The sequence below is a fragment of the Rhizobium sp. P2_G9 genome (genome assembly GCF_056403475.1).
Genome location: NZ_JBFUFK010000035.1, coordinates 1 through 18,395 on the forward strand (window position 1 = coordinate 1; position 18,395 = coordinate 18,395).

An 18,395-nucleotide genomic window follows, 5' to 3' on the forward strand; every position below is an offset into this window, starting at 1 on the left:
CTTATTATTCGGCAACAAAGGCGCGATAATATTCCATTCCAAATCAGTCAGCTCATGGCGGCGACGGGTCATCATTAGGCTCCCAAATCAATGGCAGCCTTGAATCACCGTCAAACCCAAAGGGGAAGCCCGTTTATGAGTTTACGGCCTAGCCCGAACGAGTATCCGAACGTTCGGACCGCCGCGCTGCCAACCTAGACCGCCGCGCCATTCGTGGCAGGCGTATTGACGCCACAATCAAAGCTGCTAAGAAGCCGGTAGTGAATTCGGTAGCAAACGCCAACTTTCGGCTTTTGCTTTACGTCTAAAATGCCAACGAATTCAACTGTTTGGATGGGTGTCCGAGTGGTTTAAGGAACCGGTCTTGAAAACCGGCGTGCGGGAAACTGTACCGTGGGTTCGAATCCCACCCCATCCGCCAAGTATTTGATATTGTTTTTGTAATTTACGGCGCCTCATTGTTTTCTGCATGATGTCTGCAGAGCTGTAATCACGGTTATCGCTAAACAACGCGGCAAGACAAAAATACCCACAGACTCCACCGCTACCGAGTCGTTCTCCGTGATCGATGGATGTCGCGACCGGACTGGTTTTGTTACCCGAAGCCATGCGCAGCGTCGCAGGGATCACGGATAGGAGCAAGACGGCATCAAATCCTGACGATCTCGGCTGGAATGCCTTCTTCGTACCGGCAGATGCGGACATACACCTCGCACCACATCTGCGCTTCCTCGCGTTCGCCGGCGCGCTCCTTGATCATCGCGCGCGTCAATGCCTCAGCGGCTGCCATGTCGCTGTAAATCTCGATCAGAGTGTCACAGGCCTGATTTCTCAGTTCGTCGGCAACATCCATGTCGGCAACACGTCCACGATTTGATTCCGCTGCTCTCACTGGGATTTCACTCGGAGCAGCAGTTCATCTCCCCAGCCTACCAGCCATCGCAATTCCGGTCGATACCCTCTAAAGGGGGTATCGGCACTTGCAAAGTTGAGAAAAAAAGCGTCTGATAACTTGCAATCGTCTGGGGGCATCGATGGTTGACGATATAGGGATTGAAGTGTTTCGGCAGGCTTTCAAGTTGATTGAAGCCAGCGCTAATGTTGATAAGGCAATACATCTATTTAAGGAAAAGTATGGTGTTGCCAACGTTACCTATCATCTGGCGCAAACGATTTCAGGCAATGTCGACGCACCGTTCGTTCGCACGACCTACCGCGATGAATGGGTGGCGCGATACTTGCTCCGGGACTATGTGAAGATTGATCCCATTGTAAAAGAAGGTTTTGCGCGCCAGCTTCCTTTCGATTGGTCGGAGGTCGAGGTATCGCCCGCTGCCTACGAATTGATGGTTGACGCAATCCAGCACGGCGTTGGACCGGCGGGATATTCCATTCCGGTGACCGACCGCCATGGCAGACGGGCGCTGTTTTCCATCAACAGCGCAGTTGCCGGCGACGATTGGAACCGCGTGGTGCAGGCGCATCGCGAGAATTGGGCGGAACTGGCCAATCTCATTCATCGCAAGGCAATCTACGAATTGCACGGTGAGAACGATCCGTTGCCGCAACTCGGCCGCCGTGAACTCGAATGCCTCACCTGGACGGCGCGGGGCAAGGAGGCGAAGGAGATTGCCCGGCTCCTCGATCTCTCCGAACATACGACAAAGGCTTACCTAAAGTCTGCGCGGCACAAGCTCGTCTGCAGCACCATTGCGGAAGCCGTGACCAAGGCGATCAAGCTCAGGATGATCAATCCGTGATACCCACTTAAGAGGGTACCCAAAAGGGCTAGCCAATCGTGGGGAATTTCAGAAAGCACTAAAAAAGCGCATGTTTTCCTCGGCAACCAGAGCCGAGGGGAACGAAAATGTTTATTACGATTCAATCACATGAGTATGCCAAGCATGCGGGGCTGATCGATCAATTGTTCCGTCTTCGCAAGCGCGTCTTCGCCGACCAGCTTCAGTGGAATGTCCCTGTCGTCGGCGATTACGAGCGCGACGCATATGATGAGTACAGGCCGGTCTACCTGGTCTGGTGCGACGAAAAGGCGGAGGTGCTCTACGGCGGCCTGCGTCTCATGCCGACCACCGGACCAACGCTGCTTTATGACGTGTTTCGGCGCACCTTCTCCGACGACGTCAATCTGATCGCGCCGGGGATCTGGGAAGGAACGCGCATGTGCGTGGACGAGGCGCTTGTCGCGCGGACCTTTCCATCGATCGATGCGGGTCGGGCTTTCTGTCTGATGCTTCTCGCGCTCTGCGAATGCGCGCTTGCCCATGGCATCCACACGATGATTTCCAACTATGAACCCCAGCTCAAGCGCGTCTATCGCCGGGCCGGCGCCGACGTCGAAGAGCTCGGCCGCGCCGATGGATACGGCAAGCATCCTGTTTGCTGCGGGGCTTTCGAGGTGTCTGACAGAGTGCTGGTCAGGATGCGTGCCGCTCTCGGTGTCGATCTGCCGCTCTATCGCAGGATGATGCCGGCCGTCTCGGTCACGACACACATGGTCGCGGAAGCAGCATAAGCAGAAGGGAGAGATGAATCCATGTCCGGGGAAATCGAAGACTACAAGTTGGTTTATTCTCATACGCTCCTGGCCTTTCAACTGGCCCAGCAGACTGGTGACGAGTTCGTGGAGTACCTGCTGAGTGTCGTGCTGCAGGAGCTCAGCGAGAAGCTGGATTCCAAGCGTGGCGGAAGGGCGAGAAAAAAGCTGGCAGCGACAGCGTAGCGCACGCCAATCAGTTGCTTGAATGCGGTCGCTCCGCTATAGGTTGATGCGTGCAGGACTGTATCTTGCAAGTGCAGCCGTGGTGTTTCTAGAGGAGCGACCGCCTATGCCCGAACCCGTCGATATTCTTGTTGGCCAGAAAATTCGCAGCCTCCGGATCGAGCGAGACATTTCACAAAGCCAACTGGCGACAGGTATCGGGGTGACGTTTCAGCAGGTTCAAAAATACGAAAAGGGAACCAACCGCGTCAGCGCAAGCCGTTTGGTGCAGATCGCCAACATTCTCGGCGCCGACGTCCGCATCTTCTTCGATGGCACCCAGTCTCCCGCATCAATCAACGACAATTTTCAACCGAAGATATTGATGACCCGTCAGGGTCACGCGCTCTCGAAAGCGTTTCACTCTATTCCAGATGCTAAAATTCGTGGGCATTTACTCAGCCTTGTCCAATCCATCGCCAGGCGCGAGGCAAATGTCGAATTTGAAGAAGACCGAGAGGCGGATTGAACCTCCACGGCATCGCTACGCCCGGCTCGATCGACAGCTGGCCCGTTCCGGGCGTTCACGCCGTAGCGCGTAGACGATAGCGGCGAGGATCGGGGATTGGCACCGCCTGCATCAGGTCCTTGGTGTAGCTATCCCCCGGCTGTTCGAAGACCTCCCGGCGTGTGCCCATTTCGACGATCTGGCCGCTGCGCATCACCGCCACGTGATGGGACATTTTCTCGATCACCGCCATGTCGTGCGAGATGAACAGGTAGGAGAGCCCCATCTGCTCCTGCAGTTCCAGCATCAGGTCGAGCACCCGGGCGCGGACGGAGACGTCGAGGGCCGCAACGCTTTCATCGGCGACGATCAGCTTCGGTTCGAGCGTTAGTGCGCGGGCAATGCAAATGCGCTGCCGTTGGCCGCCGGAGAATTCGTGCGGGTAACGGCTGGCGGCATCGGCGGTCAGCCCGACACGCTGGAGAAGGGCTGCCACGCGATCCTGCCGTTCCCCGGCATTGCCGATGCCATGGATGACCATGGGTTCGGCGATCGCCTTGCCGACGCTCATGCGCGGATCGAGCGAGGCATAGGGATCCTGGAAGATCATCTGTGCAGAACGGCGGATCGGCCGCATGGCTGTCTGGCCGAGCCCGCCGATCTCGGCGCCATCAAGCCTGACGCTGCCGGAGAAGGGGATGAGATTGAGCACGGCCTTGCCGGTCGTCGACTTGCCGGAGCCGCTTTCACCGACCAAGCCGAGAGTCTGCCCCGCCTGGATCGAGAAGGAAATGGACTTGACTGTCGGCTGCGCCGTCTTCGACATTCCGAACCAGCCGGATTTTGTGCCATAGGTGACGGTCAGATCCTTGACTTCGAGCACCGATTTCGGCTCCCGCGGCTCTGCCGGCTTGGCGCAAACCGTCGGCGGGCCATCGGTGCCGGCATAGGCGCCGAGCCTCGGCACGGCCGCCAGCAATTGGCGTGTGTAGAGCTCCCTCGGGTGCTCGAAAATATCGATGACATTGCCGAGTTCGACAATACGGCCGTTTTGCATGATGGCGACCCGGTCGGCCATTTCGGCGACCACGCCCATGTCATGGGTGATCATCAGGATCGACGTGCCGAATTCGCGGCGCAACTCGCGCATCAGCRTCAGGATCTGCGCCTGGACGGTGACGTCGAGCGCCGTGGTCGGTTCGTCGGCGATCAGCACTTTCGGCCGGCAGGAAAGCGCCATGGCGATCATCACGCGCTGGCGCATGCCGCCCGAAAGCTCATGCGGATATTGGGTCAGGCGCCGCGCCGGTTCGGTCATATGTACCGCTTCCAGCATCTGCCGTGCGATCGCCTCGGCATTGCTGGCATCTTGGTGCTCGCGGATCGCCTCGGTCAGTTGCTTGCCGATCGTCATCACCGGGTTGAGCGACGTCATTGGCTCCTGGAAGACCATGGCGATGTCGCCGCCACGAACATGCCGCATGGCGCGGTTGGAGAGTTTTGTCAGTTCGCGCTCGCCCAGCTTGATGCTGCCGGCGGTGACCCTGAGCGAGGTCTTGGGGAGGAGGCCCATGATCGACAGCGAGGTCACCGACTTGCCCGAGCCGGATTCGCCGGCCAGGCACAGAGTCTCGCCGGCGTCGAGCGAAAAGCTCACGTCCTGGAGCACGGGCTTCAGCCCTTGCGGCGTGCGGGCGTCGACGCTGAGATTTTCAACGCTCAGCACCGGCGCGCCGGCATTCTTGGCTTCAATCACGCGAACACGATCCTCGGGAAGTAGAACGAGACGACCCAATTGGGCATGTCGACGATTTCGCTGATCCTGAGATCGCCGCAGACCGAGCAGAGCAGATAAGCGTCGACGGCGCTATAGCCGTGCTCGGCGGTGAGCAGGTCGATCATGCGGGCCACTGCTTCCTTGGCGCCTGTCATCAGGTCGGGGCCGACACCGGTGGTCACCTCGTAGCCGGCAGCATCGAGATGGCGAGTGACCGGCTCGGTGGTGGTGAAGCGCGGGCTCTTGAGGCGCGCATCCTTGACCAGCTCGATCGTCGCCTCGACCTCCATCTGGCTTTCGATGGCCGTGCCGCAGACCTCGCCGTCGCCCTGGGCGGCGTGGGTGTCGCCGATCGAAAACAGTGCGCCCTCGACTTCGACCGGCAGGTAGAGCGAGACACCGGCGGTAAGGTCGCGAATATCGAGATTGCCGCCGACATTGCGCGGCGGCACGACGGAATGCAGGCCCGGTTCAGCCGGGGCATTGCCGATCGTCCCGGCAAACGGCTTCAGCGGCACCTTGCCGCCCGGGCCGTAGAGGGCTGGCGCCATGGAATTGCTGTCATAGGTCCAAATGTGCAGCGCCGGCTCCTTGAACTGGTCGGCAAGTAGGCCGAAGCCGGGAATATTGGCCGTCCAGCCGACGCCCGATGGGATGAATTTTCGAAGCGTCACCTTCAGCGCGTCGCCGGGCTGAGCACCCTCGACATAGACCGGGCCGGTGACCGGATTGATCTTGCCGAAGTCGAGCGTGTTGAGCGTCTCGACATTCGAATCCCGCCCGAGCTGGCCGCCGGACGAATCAAGACATTCGAAATGGATCGTCTCGCCGGGCTTGGCGACGAGCGCCGGCTCGAAGTCGCGGTTCCAGCCGAAATGATGCTTGGCGCGGTGAATGGTGTGGTTGCAGGCGATGCACATGGGAATTCTCCGTGAAACGTCGTGGCTTGCCCCCTCATCCGGCTGCCACCACCTTCTCCCCGCAGGCGGGGAGAGGGGATTTGCGGCGCCGTTCCACGCTACGTTGAACCTCGGCGGAGGCTTTCAGCGCGGCATATTGGGAGCGGATTCCCTCTCCCCGTCACTACGGGGAGAGGGCTAGGGTGAGGGGCGGGGCACCCCGCTTTGATAAGGGGCACAGGCACCCCGCTTATTGCTTCACGAACACCGCTTCGTAATCGATGACGCGGGTCGGATCGATGTAGATCTCGTCCGGGCCGCCCATGCGCTTGGCCTTGGCGACGACGCGGCGTTCGTTGAACACGGGAATCCACGGTGCATCCTTGGACTGGATCTCGGTAAAGATCTTCGCCCAGGCCTCGTTGCGCTCTTTCGCCTTGGCCGGCACCGGCAGGGCGTCCGCCGCCTTGGCCTTCGGCTCGATGTCCTTGTTGCAATACCACGACCAGTTCCAGCCGCCGGCCGAAGCGCTGCCGCAGGAGAGGATCGGTCCGTAGAAGTCGGACGGATCCGGGAAGTCAGCGATCCAGCCGAGCCCGCCCGACCAGGTGAGCGGCGCCTGGCCCTGCGTGCCGCCGGCGGCGATCACGTTCGGATTTGCGAGCGCCTTGAGCTCGACCTTGACGCCGATCGCGGCCAGGTCCTGCTGGATCGCCTGGGCGATGCGCGGCTGCGGGTCGGTGTTGGAGGTGTAGAGCGTGGTCGAGAAGCCGTCCTTCAGGCCGGCCTCGGCGAGCAGCGCCTTGGCCTTCTTCACATCGAAGGCATAGCCCTTGTAGGACTTGTCATAGCCCGGCATCAGCGGCGGCAATACCTGGTTGGCAGGAATGGCGCGGCCATTGATGATGCGGACTATGCGGTCCTTGTTGATCGCCATGTTGAGCGCCTGGCGAACCTTGGTATTGTCGAGCGGCTTGACCTGGGTGTTGATCGTCACATAGCTGGTTTCGAGCTGCTGGCGGTCGACTATCATCCCCTTGAAGTCGGGCGACTTCTTCATTTCCAGATATTTGGCTGGCGGAATGCCGTCGCCGGCAATGTCGACCTCGCCCTTCTGCAGGCGCAGCAGCGCCACCAGCGGCTCCTGGCCGATCTCGATCGTATAGCCGTCGATCTTCGGCCGGTCCTTGACGAAATAATCCGGGTTGCGGGCAAAGACCAGACGTTGGCCGACGGTCCATTCCTTGAGGGTGAAGGCGCCTGAGCCGATCGGCTTCTTGCCGAAATCGCCGGCGGCGTCGACGGCTTCCTTCGGCACGACCGAGGCGAAATTCAGCGCCAGGCAGTTGAGGAAAGTCGCGTCCGGCTGGCTGAGCGTGAACTCCACCGTGTCGTCATCGACCACCTTGAGGCCCGAAAGGTCAGTCTTCTTGCCGCCCGCCACATCGTCGTAGCCGACGATCGAATGGTAGAAGCTGGCGCCCGGGCTCTGGGTCTTCGGATTGACGGTACGCTCAAGCGAATATTTCACGTCGGCGGCCTTCACTTCGCGGCCATTGGTGAATTTCACGCCCTTGTGCAGCTTGAACGTATAGACCTTGCCGTCGTCGGAGACGGTGAAACTTTCGGCCAGCGACGGCTTCACCACCGTACCGCCCGGATCATAATCGACCAGACGCGAGAACATCGCGTTGATCATCGACCAGTTCTGCCAGTCGTAGCCGATGGCGGGGTCGAGCGTCGCAATGTCGTCCTTATAGGTCACCGTGATGGTGGCGCCCTTGAGCGGCTTTTCGGCCGCCTGGACCATCGCCGGCACGAGCGCGCTCGTCGCCAGCATGGCGGCCAAAGCCGCTTGCGTCAGAAAGGGTCTGGTCATGACGTTCTCCTCTTTGCTTATTGCGCGCGGATGCGCGGATCGATGACGGGGGCGACGATGTCGGCCAGCAGGTTGCCGATGACGATGGCGAGCGCCGACATGATGGTGACGCCCATGATGATTGGAATGTCGACCTGCTGGATGGCCTGCCAGGCGAGCTGACCGATCCCCGGCCAGCCATAGACCGCCTCGACAACCACGACACCGCCCATGAACTGGCCGATATCGATGCCGATCATGGCGATGATCGGCAGGATGCCGTTGGGCAATGCATGGCGCAGGATGACACGCGCCGACGACAGGCCTTTGGCGCGGGCAGTGCGGACATAATCCTGGTTCAGCACCTCGATCATCGAGGAGCGCACCATGCGCGCATACCAGCCGGCGCCGCAAAGGCCGAGCGTGACCGCGGGCAGCACCAGATGCGAGAAGCCGCCATAGCCTGACATCGGGAACCAGTTCAGCGTCGCTGCGAACAGATAGAGTATGAGCAGTGCTACGATGAATTGCGGCGCAGAGGTTCCGGCGAACGAGGCGACCATCACCACCCGGTCGACAAATCCACCGCGGCGGACGGCTGCGATCGTGCCGAATGTCACGCCGATCACCACTTCCATGAAGATGCCAGCCACCATCAGCGTTAATGTTGCCGGCAGACGGGCGATGATCAGCGGCAGCACGTCGGTGCGCTGGGTGTAGGAGCGCCCGAGATCGCCATGCAGCAGGTTGCCGAGATAATGCAGGAACTGCATGACCAAGGGCTGGTCGAGGCCGAGTTCGTGGCGCACGTTGGCCACCATCTGCGGTGTGGCGCTGCGACCGGCGATCAGCACGGCGGGATCGGCCGGCAGCGCATAGAGCAGCAGGAAGGTGATGGCTGCGACGCCGAGCAGGATGAGGATCGACTGGCCGAGACGGCGAAGGATGATCAGACCCATCAGCCCCTCCCGCGCTGGGTGGGATCGAGGATGTCGCGTAGCGCATCCCCCACCAGATTGAAAGCGAGTGCGGTCAAGAGAATGATCGCGCCGGGAATGAAGACAAGCCAGGGCGCATCCTGGAAATAGCTCTGGCTCTCGAAGATGATATTGCCCCAGGACGGTTCCGGCGGCTGCACGCCGACGCCGAGGAAGGACAAGGTGGCTTCGAGCAAGACGGTGGTGGCAATGCCGAGCGTGCCCCAGACGATCGCTGTCGGAAAAAGATGCGGCAGGATATGCAGGAAGAGAATGCGGCCATGGCCGGCGCCGAGCGAACGCTCGGCCATGATGAAGTCCCGCTCCACCAGTCCGCGCGTCTCGGTATAGACGATGCGTGCCACCTGCACCCAGTTGACCAGGGCGATCACCATGGCGACGATCCATAGGCTGGGTTTCAGCAGGGCCGCCAGCACAATGGCGAGCAGCAGCGCCGGAAAGGCCATCATCAGGTCGGTAAAACGCATCAGGATGGTGCCGAAAAGGCCGCGCATATAGCCGGCGACAATGCCGACGAGCAGACCGATGGCGACAGCGACGCCATTGGCGACCAGGCCGATGATCAGCGAGGTGCGGGCGCCGAACAGGAGCCGCGAGAACAGGTCACGGCCGAGCGTATCGGTGCCGAACAGGAATTTGGCGCCCGGCGGTATCGGTGCGCCTTCTTCCGTCAGGCCATCGAACATCTGGTTGTTGGGATCGAAAGGCGCGAGCCAGGGTGCGGCGATCGCCAGGACCAGCACGGCGATCACGATGATCAGGCCGAAAAGCGCGGTCGGTTGGCGAAAGATTTCCTTGAAAACCCGCATCAGCCGACCTCGCGCAAGGGTTCGGAACCGCCGAGGAAGGAGGCGGCGATCTGCTCGATGGTCAGCCGCCGGCGCATGGCGCAGTCGCGCAGGATGGCATAGGCGCGCTCATCGTCGATGCGGCGTTCGGCCTTCAGCCTGGTGACAGCCGCATGGACGATGGGCCTCAGCCGCAGCCGTTCCTCGAGATGGGCAATGCGCCGCTCCGCCTCTATCCTTTCCTGGTGTACGGAAACCGCAAGCACCAGGGCCGGATAGACCGCCGAGGCCGCGACCGGTTTGGGGATGATCGCGCCGGCGCCCTGGCGCAGCGCCCAGGCAATGCGCCCCGGCGCTTCGGATCCGAGCAAGGCGACGACTGGGCATGATGGGCGGTCGCCGCTCCAGGGCAGCAATTCGTCCCAACCCTGGTCGGCATCGACGAAGACAAGGTCGAGCGCCTCGGCATTCGTCAGCGGCTTCCACTGGCATTCGACCTTGAGGCCAAGCAGGCCAAGCTGGCGGCGCAGACGATCGGTATTGCCATCCTCTTCGGCAAGGATGACGGCGTGCCAGCCGGTGAAATTGGGCGTGTTGGCGATCATGACACCACCCTCAGCCGCGGCAAGGGCTTTTGACCGGCGCCGGTCAGGTAGGGATCCGCCGCCAAAGCAGGCCGCGATGCTATCACATCGAAGCCTGGTCCGTCATTGATGCGGCCGAGATGGAAGGGCAGGGCCGCATGATTGGTCGCCGGGTCGACGACGATATTGCCGAGCACGGACGGCCAGGGTCGCGCCACGATTTCCCGGCGCACCAAAGCCGGCTCATCGCTATCGCCGGCTTCGATGGCCTCGATGCAGAGCGTCACGGCTGCGTAAGCACTGGCGAACATGCTCGACACCCGGCGTGGCTCCGCGCTCCAGGCGTTGAGGCGGGCCTTGAACGCCCGGTTCTCTTGCGTGTCGAGGCTGTCGACATATGGGAGAGCGCACAATTGACCTGTGGCTGCACCGGTTTCAATGTTGTCGAGTTCGCATTCGGTCAGGTCGCAGCTGGCGATCGGGCAATTTTCCGGCAGGAATGCGGGATCGCGCTGCCCCAGCGCATGCATGGCGGCCAGGAAGGCGTAGCTCGATGGGCCGATCAGGTTGTTGAGGATGAAGCTCGGGCGTTTCTCTTCTATATCGGCGACAATGCGCTCCACCATGGTTTCCTCGAGCGGCAGGTAGCGTTCGCCGAGCACCGAACCACCGGCATTGGTGACCAGTTCACGCGCCAGCCGGTTCATCTCCCAGCCCCAGACATAATTGGCGCCAACCAGATAGGGATGCGCGCCATAGCGCGGGATCAGATGATCGAACAGCGGGATCAGATGCTGGTTGGGCGTGCCGCCGATATAGATGATGTTCTCGTTGGCCTCGAAACCCTCATAGGGGCACATATACCAGAGCAGGCCGTCATATTTCTCGACCAGCGGAATGACTTCCTTGCGGGCCGCGGAGGTGATCGTGCCGATGATATGCCGGCAGCCATGTTCGCGGATCAGCCTGCGCGCTCCCTCGACGTAAGCCGCGAGATCGGCATGCGGATCGAAGAACACCGGCTCGATCGCGCCGCCGCCCCGCAGACGATAGTCGCTGAAGGCAAACTCCGCGCCGTCGCGCGCATCCCGCCCCAGCGAGCCGTAAGGCCCGGTGGTTGAATAGAGGATACCCAGTTTTACCGCTTCCCGCATGCGCAAATCCAAAACAAAAAGCCCCATAACGCCGATCCAGCAAGCTGGGGCATTATGGGGCGGTGTTGCCCTTTGACGATCAAAGTCATGTATGGCGGCGGCTAGGATGCCTAAAACGCTGGCATGATTAAAGTACCGTCATTTCTCATTTGTCAAGGCAGTCTCCGCGCCGTGGATGCCGTCGGAGTGTCGACGCGTTGGCGAGGATTGCCAGGCTTCTGGAATATAGTTAGTCGGCTTAATGATATTCACTTGAACTTCTCTCATTAACCCTTTGAAAACCATAATTTTCGAAATGTCCCGCAGTGTGACATTTCTGTTCGCATTTAAGCCACGTTGTTGGCATGCTTTAGCCAAGTGTGATCAACGAGGGGCTGTCGCGTGGGACGATGGCGCCCCTCTTGTACTAAAACGAGACGAGCGGCGCGGGACGCGAATGAAGAGAATTAAGATTGATGCGCGATGGGGCAGAAGCGCGAAATGGCTTGCCCTCTGCATCCTGTCGGCGACCGTCGCTTCCTGTGGTACTACCCAGACGCGTCATGTCGTTCACAAACGTCACGGCAAGGAATATTTTTCCGAGAGCGAATACGGCGTCAAGGCCAGTCCGCGGCTCTATTACGGCCGTAACATTCCCAAGGGCGGCGGCCGTGATATTACCGGCGATCCTTATGTGGTGAAGGGCAAGTGGTATTATCCCAAGGAAGACAGGCGCTATGACAAGGTCGGCCTCGCCTCCTGGTACGGCTCGGCCTTCCATGGACGGCAGACGGCGAATGGCGAGATTTACGATCAATACTCGTTGACCGCCGCCCATCCCACCTTCCCTCTGCCGAGCTACGCCCGGGTGACCAATCTCACGACCGGCGATTCGGTTATCGTGCGCGTCAACGATCGCGGCCCCTACCACCCGGGCCGCATTATCGATCTGTCCAACAAGGCCGCGCAGATGCTTGAAGTCGACCGCGGCGGCACCGCCATGGTGCGCGTGCAATATGTCGGCCGCGCCCGGATGGATGGCCGCGACAGCGCCTATCTGATGGCATCTTACACCAAGCGCGGCGAGCACTTCCATCAGTTCAATCCAGGCGGGGATATCCCCGGCGTCATGGTCGCCTCCAACGAGAAAAAGTTCCGCCCGTCGGTGTCGACGACTTACACGCGGGATCTCGACGTGACGTCTACTGCAACAGCGTTGCAGTCCTCCAAGGATCCAGCCGGCTTCACCGCCATCCAGGAGGTCACCGAATTCGCCGTCCTGCCGGAAATCGGCCCCGTGCCGATGGAGCGGCCTCAGGTTTACGACAGAAGCCTCGGCACGCTCGCGGCCTATGCCGATGAGCCGGCAACGGCTTCTGACGCGCCGTTCAAGGCAATCCTGAAGCCGCACCGGAAGCTCAATGCCAAGGCGATCATCGCCGCCGCTTATCGCAAATATCCGGGCCTCAGCGACAACTGATCCCAGGACATTAACCGACATCGGGATATATTCATTCCGATGTCTTGTTGCGGCAATAGTTTCCGTTCATTATCCCGAAATAAGACTTTCGGGAAAAACTCTTGGCGGATCGTGTGAAGAGGCTTCTGTTGGCCGTCGGCCTCCTGGTCGGTGTGTTCTGCGCAGCCGAAAGTGTTGCGCAGCCTGCACCGGCAGCCTTCGATACCAAGGCGAAACAGGCGCTGCTGATCGAGGCCAGCACCGGTACCGTTCTGTTCTCCCGGGATCCGGACACACCGTTTCCGCCAGCCTCGCTGCAGAAGCTGGCGACGGCCGAATATGTGTTCAACGAGTTGAAGCTTGGCCATGTCACAGAAGATACCGAATACAAGGTATCTGAATATGCCTGGCGCACCGGCGGCGCATTGTCGCGCACCTCGGCGATGTTCGCCGCGCTCAATTCGCATATCCGTGTCATCGATCTGCTGCAAGGCGTCGTCGTTCAACTCGCCAATGACGGCTGCATCATCCTGGCGGAGGGGCTCGCCGGTTCGGAAAGCGCTTTTGCGGATCTGCTCAACAAGCGCGCCAAGGTTCTTGGCCTGAAGAATTCCGTCTTCGGCAATTCCAACGGCTTGCCGAACCCGGCCAACAAGATGACGGCGCGCGACCTGATGCTGCTGGCGCGGCACATCCAGTCGACCTATCCCGACTATTTCAAGCTCTATTCGCAAAAAGAGTTCGAGTGGAACAAGATCGATCAGCGCAACCGCAATCCACTGATTTCGCAGAATATCGGCGTCGACGGCTTCGCCACCGGCTTCGCGGAAGGGGCTGGCTACGCCATCGTCGCCACTGCCGAGCGCAATGGCACGCGCCTGTTCATGGTGCTCGGCGGGCTTTCGAGCGACAAGGAGCGGACCGAAGAATCCCGCAAGATGCTGGACTGGGGTTTTACCAGTTTCACCCGGCACACCGTGTTCAAGAAGGGCGAGGCGGTGGCCGAGGCGCCGGTCTTCGGCGGAGACCGTGGTGCGGTGCCGTTGAAGGCGCATGATGACGTCGATATTTATATTCCAGTGGACAACGCGGACAGAATTCGGGCAAGAATCGCCTATACATGGCCGCTGAAGGCGCCGGTGAGCAACGACCAGAAGATCGGCACCATGACGATTTCCTTGGGTGACCGCCCGTTGCGCGACGTCGATGTCTACGCGACCATGCCCATCGGAACTGGCACGCTGACGTCGAAGGCGTTTGACGGGCTAAAGGAGTTACTGTTCTTCTGGCTTTGACCGGAGAGCAGGCGCTATTGGGCGCGAGTAGTGGAACGGGATAGACTGGTGCGATCCAAGCAAGGGCTGTTTGTGACATTCGAAGGCGGGGAGGGTGCCGGCAAAAGCACCCAGATTCGGCTTCTTGCGGATCGCCTGCGCCGCATGGGTGTCGACGTGCTCACCACCCGCGAACCGGGCGGCTCGCCCGGCGGCGAAGCTGTGCGCCACCTGCTCCTGTCTGGCGCCGCCGAGGAATATGGCACGCGCGTCGAAGCCGTGCTGTTCGCCGCTGCCCGCAATGATCATGTCGAGGAGATCATCCGGCCGGCACTTGCCAGCGGTGCTGTCGTGCTTTGCGACCGTTTCCTCGATTCGACGCGCGTCTACCAGGGCATTACCGGCAATCTCGAGCCGGCCTTCATCCAGAACCTGGAGCGGGTGGCTGTCAACGGCGTCATGCCCGACTGTACGATCATTCTCGACCTGCCGGCGTCCGAAGGCCTGAAACGTGCCCGCAGCCGTGCAGAAGCCCAGCCGCAGGCGGCCGCTCCCGACCGGTTCGAGAAAGAAGAACTCGATACCCATGAGAAGCGCCGCGAGGCATTCCTCGATATCGCCGACCAGGAGCCGCTACGCTGCCGCGTCGTCGACGCATCGAACGCGCCGGAGGTAATCGCGGAAAAAGTATTCTCGATCGTCGAGCCGCTGCTGCCGATCCAATCGTCCCGGGTCAAGGAGACCGGCAGCGCGTGAGCACGGAAGCGGAGACGACGCTGCTTGATGGCGCCATCGCGCCCTCGGCCAACACGGTGCTGTTCGGCCACGACCAGGCGCAGGCTTTCCTGGCGCAGTCCTATGCCTCGGGCAAGGGACACCATGCCATCCTGATCGATGGGCCGGAAGGCATCGGCAAGGCGACGCTCGCCTTTCGCTTTGCCAACCATGTCCTCAACCATCCGGATTTCCGCACCGCGCCCGACACGCTCGCCGATCCGGACCCGAATTCCCCGGTCTACCGGCAGATCGCCGGCGGCGCCTCTCACAATCTGCTGTATCTCAMCCGCCCTACCGATCCCAAGACCGGCAAGCTCAAGACCACGACGACGATCGATGAAGTGCGCCGGGCCGGAAAATTCTTCTCGCAGACATCGGGAACCGGCAATTGGCGCATCGTCATCGTCGACACTGCCGACGAGCTCAATCGCAACGCCGCCAACGCCATCCTGAAAATGCTGGAAGAGCCGCCGAAGCGGGCCATGTTCCTTGTGCTCTCGCACGCGCCAGGGAAATTGCTGCCGACCATCCGATCGCGCTGCCTGCCGCTGGTGGTGCGGCCGCTTGCAGAGGATGATTTGCTGGCCGCACTCGGCCATCTTGGCGTTCAATTGCCGCAGAATGTTGCGGGCAGGGTGCTGGATCTCGCCGGCGGCAGCGTCGCGCAGGCGATCAAGCTCGTCAATTACGGTGGGCTCGACATCATCGATGCTTTCGATCAGGTGATATCGCAATCGGGGCCGACGCAGCGCCTGGCGATGCATCGGTTGGCCGACGCGGTGTCGCAGCGCGACAGCGACACGCTCTACAGCTTTTTCGTCGATCACGTCAGCGTATTTGTCGCGGAGCGGGCGCGCGAAGCGGCCTTTGCGGGCAAGGTCGGCCGCGCCTTCGACCTCTCACGCCTGCAAAGCGCGATCACCGAACGGTTTACCGTGGCCGATGCCTATAATCTCGAGCGCAAGCAGACGGTTCTGACGACGCTCGGCGAACTGGTCTTGCAGGTTTAGATTTGCTCAGTGATAGACCAGCTTCCAGGCGACCAGCGACAGGGTGATCGCAAGGATCGGGCGGATGACCTTGTCCGGCATGCGTGGCGACAGATAGCTGCCGATGATGATGCCCGGGATGGAGCCGATCAGTAGCGAGCCAAGCAGCACCCAGTCGATCTCGCCGATGTACCAATAGCCGAGCCCGCCAACCAGCGTTAGCGGCACCGCATGCACGATGTCGGAACCGACGACGTCGCGGATCTGCAGCCGCGGAAAGAGAACCAGCAGCACGGTGACGCCCAAAGCTCCTGCGCCGACTGATGTCAGCGTCACCAGCGTGCCGAGCGTGACGCCCAGCAGAAAGGTCAGCACCTTCACGGTATTCTCGCTGAGCGGCGGCCGGTGACTGCGCCATGCGGCAACCTTGTTGACGATCACATTGCGGAAGAGCAGAAGCACGGCCGTCAGCAGCAGCATCCAGCCGAGCGCATAGGTGATGAACGACACCGCCGCTATGCTTTTGCGGTCGACGCCGGACATGAGATAGAGCGTGATCAGCGCCGCAGGCACGCTGCCGAGCGCCAGGAACCGCACGATCATCCAGTTGACAGTCTTGTTGGTGCCGTGCACGGCAGTGCCCACCGACTTGGTGATCGCCGCATAGAGCAGATCGGTACCGACGGCCGTCGCAGGATGGATACCGAGCAGCACGAGCAGCGGCGTCATCAGCGATCCGCCACCAACCCCGGTCACACCGACGAGCGCACCAACAACCAGCCCCGAAATAGAGTAGATCGGGTTAAACGAAGTCAAAAACGCCAATTCAGCCCCTTTCAGGCATGACGAAACGCCATGCTTGGCCACCGCCGGACGATCATGTCCTGCCGCTGTGCCTCACCCACACGATAGCGGGATATACTTTGTGACAATTCGGTGTCAAGGCGCGGCAGCTTAACGATCCCCGGACATAGCGCCGCGATCGCAGGGCGGATTTCCTCTCCCGCGATGCAAACTTATTGTTTTCACGTCACTTCACATAGGCTAGAAGCCCTGCCAGACAGAAGAAAAAAGGCATAGCGAATGACCGACAATTCGCCATTTTACATCACCACCGCCATCTCCTACCCCAACGGCAAGCCGCATATCGGCCATGCTTATGAGCTGATCGCCACAGATGCACTGGCGCGCTTCCAGCGGCTCGACGGCCGGCCGGTCTACTTCCTGACGGGCACCGACGAACATGGCCAGAAGATGCAGCAGACGGCACGCAACGAGGGCATCGAGACGCGTGCGCTCGCCGATCGCAATTCGGCCGAGTTCCGCCGCATGGGTGAAGCGCTGAACAGTTCGAACGATGATTTCATCCGCACCACGGAAAAGCGCCACTATGAGTCGGTGCAGCATCTCTGGGTCAAGATGGCCGAGGCGGGCGATATCTACAAGGACAGCTATTCCGGCTGGTATTCGGTGCGCGACGAGGCCTATTACCAGGAAGAAGAGACCGAGGTGCGCGACGGCGTCCGTTATGGGCCGCAGGGCACGCCGGTCGAATGGGTCGAGGAGGAGAGCTATTTCTTCCGCCTCTCCGATTATCAGCAGAAACTGCTCGATTACTACGAGGCGCATCCGGATTTCATCGGCCCGGATGAGCGCCGCAATGAGATATTGTCTTTCGTCAAATCTGGTCTGAAGGACCTGTCGATCTCGCGCACCACCTTCGATTGGGGCATCCCGGTGCCGAACGACCCGAAGCACGTGATGTATGTCTGGGTCGATGCGCTGACCAACTACATCACCGGCATCGGTTATCCCGACACGACCGATCCGAAGTGGAATTTCTGGCCGGCGATCCACATTATCGGCAAGGATATCATCCGCTTCCACGCCGTTTACTGGCCGGCCTTCCTGATGTCGGCAGGCATCGAAGTGCCGCGCCGCGTCTTTGCCCACGGTTTTTTGCTCAACAAGGGCGAGAAGATGTCGAAGTCGGTCGGCAATGTCGTCGATCCCTTTAATCTGGTCGAGCATTTCGGCGCCGACCAGGTGCGGCATTTTTTCTTGCGCGAAGTTTCCTTCGGCCAGGACGGCTCCTATTCGGAAGAGGCGATCGCCAACCGCATCAATGCCGATCTCGCCGACAATTTCGGCAATCTGGCGCAGCGCTCGCTGTCGATGATTGCCAAGAATTTCGAGGGCAAGCTGCCCGAGCCAGCGGCGTTCACCGCTGAGGATGAGGCATTGTTGACGCTGGCCGACAGGACGATCGAGGTCTGCCGCGCCGAAATGGCAACCCAGCAGATCCATAAGTCGATGAGCGCCGTGTTCTCGCTGAGTTCGGAAGCCAACGGCTATTTTGCCGCCCAGGCACCTTGGGCGCTCGCCAAGTCAGGCGACACCGTGCGGATGGCAACCGTGTTGTTCGTGACGGTGGAGGTGGTGCGGCAGATCGGCATCCTGTTACAGCCCTATGTGCCGGCTGCGACCGCAAAGCTGCTCGACCTGCTGGCGATCCCCGAGGTGGAGCGGAAGTTCAGTTTCCTGGGTGAGGTCGGCCGCTTGAAGAGTGGCGTGGACCTGCCAAAGCCCGAGCCGGTCTTCCCGAAATACTACCCGCCGAAGGAGTCGTGAC

The 18,395-nt window shown here is 60.7% G+C and carries 18 protein-coding genes and 1 tRNA gene; 10 read left to right on the forward strand and 9 right to left on the reverse strand.

The window, feature by feature from the left end; genetic code table 11:
* The first annotated feature begins 331 nt into the window (after positions 1-331).
* Positions 332-421 (forward strand) — tRNA-Ser (locus AC1DYF_RS25805).
* Positions 422-649: 228 nt separating this feature from the next.
* Here AC1DYF_RS25805 and AC1DYF_RS25810 read toward each other — a convergent pair.
* A complete protein-coding gene (locus tag AC1DYF_RS25810) occupies positions 650-853 on the reverse strand; it encodes a hypothetical protein (protein WP_477879808.1) in 204 nt (67 codons plus the stop codon).
* 181 nt (positions 854-1,034) lie between these two features.
* Between AC1DYF_RS25810 and AC1DYF_RS25815 the strand changes: the two genes are divergently transcribed.
* The 4 genes from AC1DYF_RS25815 (at position 1,035) to AC1DYF_RS25830 (ending at position 3,248) form a co-directional block, all read left to right on the forward strand.
* Positions 1,035-1,760 carry a helix-turn-helix transcriptional regulator gene (locus AC1DYF_RS25815; protein ID WP_477879810.1) on the forward strand — a complete coding sequence of 242 codons (726 nt, stop codon included), beginning with the start codon at positions 1,035-1,037 and terminating at the stop codon, positions 1,758-1,760.
* Positions 1,761-1,867: 107 nt separating this feature from the next.
* The gene (locus tag AC1DYF_RS25820) at positions 1,868-2,533 is read left to right on the forward strand and encodes an acyl-homoserine-lactone synthase (RefSeq protein ID WP_477879812.1); all 666 of its coding nucleotides are present in this window, start codon (positions 1,868-1,870) and stop codon (positions 2,531-2,533) included.
* 21 nt (positions 2,534-2,554) lie between these two features.
* Positions 2,555-2,740 (forward strand): hypothetical protein, encoded by a 186-nt coding sequence (locus tag AC1DYF_RS25825; RefSeq protein WP_477879813.1) that lies wholly within the window; start codon positions 2,555-2,557, stop codon positions 2,738-2,740.
* Between the two features lie 106 nt (positions 2,741-2,846).
* Positions 2,847-3,248, forward strand: coding sequence for a helix-turn-helix domain-containing protein (locus AC1DYF_RS25830; protein WP_477879814.1), 402 nt, complete (start codon positions 2,847-2,849; stop codon positions 3,246-3,248).
* 55 nt (positions 3,249-3,303) lie between these two features.
* Here the strand turns inward: AC1DYF_RS25830 and AC1DYF_RS25835 are convergent, their stop codons facing one another.
* The 7 genes from AC1DYF_RS25835 to AC1DYF_RS25865 all read right to left on the reverse strand — a co-directional run bounded on the left by AC1DYF_RS25835 (position 3,304) and on the right by AC1DYF_RS25865 (position 11,285).
* Positions 3,304-4,983 carry an ABC transporter ATP-binding protein gene (locus tag AC1DYF_RS25835; RefSeq protein WP_477879816.1) on the reverse strand — a complete coding sequence of 560 codons (1,680 nt, stop codon included), beginning with the start codon at positions 4,981-4,983 and terminating at the stop codon, positions 3,304-3,306.
* Positions 4,980-5,924, reverse strand: a complete 945-nt coding sequence (locus tag AC1DYF_RS25840) for an acetamidase/formamidase family protein (protein ID WP_477879817.1) — start codon at positions 5,922-5,924, stop codon at positions 4,980-4,982. Before AC1DYF_RS25840 ends, AC1DYF_RS25835 begins: the two co-directional genes overlap by 4 nt.
* A gap of 229 nt (positions 5,925-6,153) precedes the next feature.
* Positions 6,154-7,782, reverse strand: a complete 1,629-nt coding sequence (locus tag AC1DYF_RS25845; protein WP_477879819.1) for an ABC transporter substrate-binding protein — start codon at positions 7,780-7,782, stop codon at positions 6,154-6,156.
* A 17-nt stretch (positions 7,783-7,799) separates the two neighbouring features.
* Positions 7,800-8,720 (reverse strand): ABC transporter permease, encoded by a 921-nt coding sequence (locus tag AC1DYF_RS25850; protein WP_477879821.1) that lies wholly within the window; start codon positions 8,718-8,720, stop codon positions 7,800-7,802.
* The gene (locus AC1DYF_RS25855; RefSeq protein WP_477879823.1) at positions 8,720-9,568 is read right to left on the reverse strand and encodes an ABC transporter permease; all 849 of its coding nucleotides are present in this window, start codon (positions 9,566-9,568) and stop codon (positions 8,720-8,722) included. Before AC1DYF_RS25855 ends, AC1DYF_RS25850 begins: the two co-directional genes overlap by 1 nt.
* Positions 9,568-10,149, reverse strand: a complete 582-nt coding sequence (locus AC1DYF_RS25860) for an ANTAR domain-containing response regulator (RefSeq protein WP_477879968.1) — start codon at positions 10,147-10,149, stop codon at positions 9,568-9,570. Before AC1DYF_RS25860 ends, AC1DYF_RS25855 begins: the two co-directional genes overlap by 1 nt.
* Positions 10,149-11,285, reverse strand: coding sequence for a transporter substrate-binding protein (locus AC1DYF_RS25865; RefSeq protein ID WP_477879825.1), 1,137 nt, complete (start codon positions 11,283-11,285; stop codon positions 10,149-10,151). The genes AC1DYF_RS25860 and AC1DYF_RS25865 overlap by 1 nt, the downstream gene beginning before the upstream one ends.
* A 445-nt stretch (positions 11,286-11,730) precedes the next feature.
* On the opposite strand from AC1DYF_RS25865, the gene AC1DYF_RS25870 reads away from it, so the two are divergent.
* The 4 genes from AC1DYF_RS25870 (at position 11,731) to AC1DYF_RS25885 (ending at position 15,784) form a co-directional block, all read left to right on the forward strand.
* Positions 11,731-12,744 carry a septal ring lytic transglycosylase RlpA family protein gene (locus AC1DYF_RS25870; RefSeq protein WP_477879970.1) on the forward strand — a complete coding sequence of 338 codons (1,014 nt, stop codon included), beginning with the start codon at positions 11,731-11,733 and terminating at the stop codon, positions 12,742-12,744.
* A 101-nt stretch (positions 12,745-12,845) separates the two neighbouring features.
* On the forward strand, positions 12,846-14,018 hold the full coding sequence (locus AC1DYF_RS25875) for a D-alanyl-D-alanine carboxypeptidase family protein (RefSeq protein ID WP_477879827.1): 1,173 nt from the start codon (positions 12,846-12,848) through the stop codon (positions 14,016-14,018).
* A gap of 48 nt (positions 14,019-14,066) precedes the next feature.
* A complete protein-coding gene (gene tmk, locus AC1DYF_RS25880) occupies positions 14,067-14,753 on the forward strand; it encodes a dTMP kinase (RefSeq protein WP_477879828.1) in 687 nt (228 codons plus the stop codon).
* Positions 14,750-15,784, forward strand: coding sequence for a DNA polymerase III subunit delta' (locus AC1DYF_RS25885; protein ID WP_477879830.1), 1,035 nt, complete (start codon positions 14,750-14,752; stop codon positions 15,782-15,784). Before tmk ends, AC1DYF_RS25885 begins: the two co-directional genes overlap by 4 nt.
* A 6-nt stretch (positions 15,785-15,790) precedes the next feature.
* On the opposite strand, the gene AC1DYF_RS25890 is transcribed toward AC1DYF_RS25885, so the two are convergent.
* On the reverse strand, positions 15,791-16,588 hold the full coding sequence (locus AC1DYF_RS25890; protein ID WP_477879832.1) for a sulfite exporter TauE/SafE family protein: 798 nt from the start codon (positions 16,586-16,588) through the stop codon (positions 15,791-15,793).
* A 258-nt stretch (positions 16,589-16,846) separates the two neighbouring features.
* On the opposite strand from AC1DYF_RS25890, the gene metG reads away from it, so the two are divergent.
* On the forward strand, positions 16,847-18,394 hold the full coding sequence (gene metG / locus AC1DYF_RS25895) for a methionine--tRNA ligase (protein WP_477879833.1): 1,548 nt from the start codon (positions 16,847-16,849) through the stop codon (positions 18,392-18,394).
* The last annotated feature ends 1 nt before the right edge of the window (position 18,395 follow it).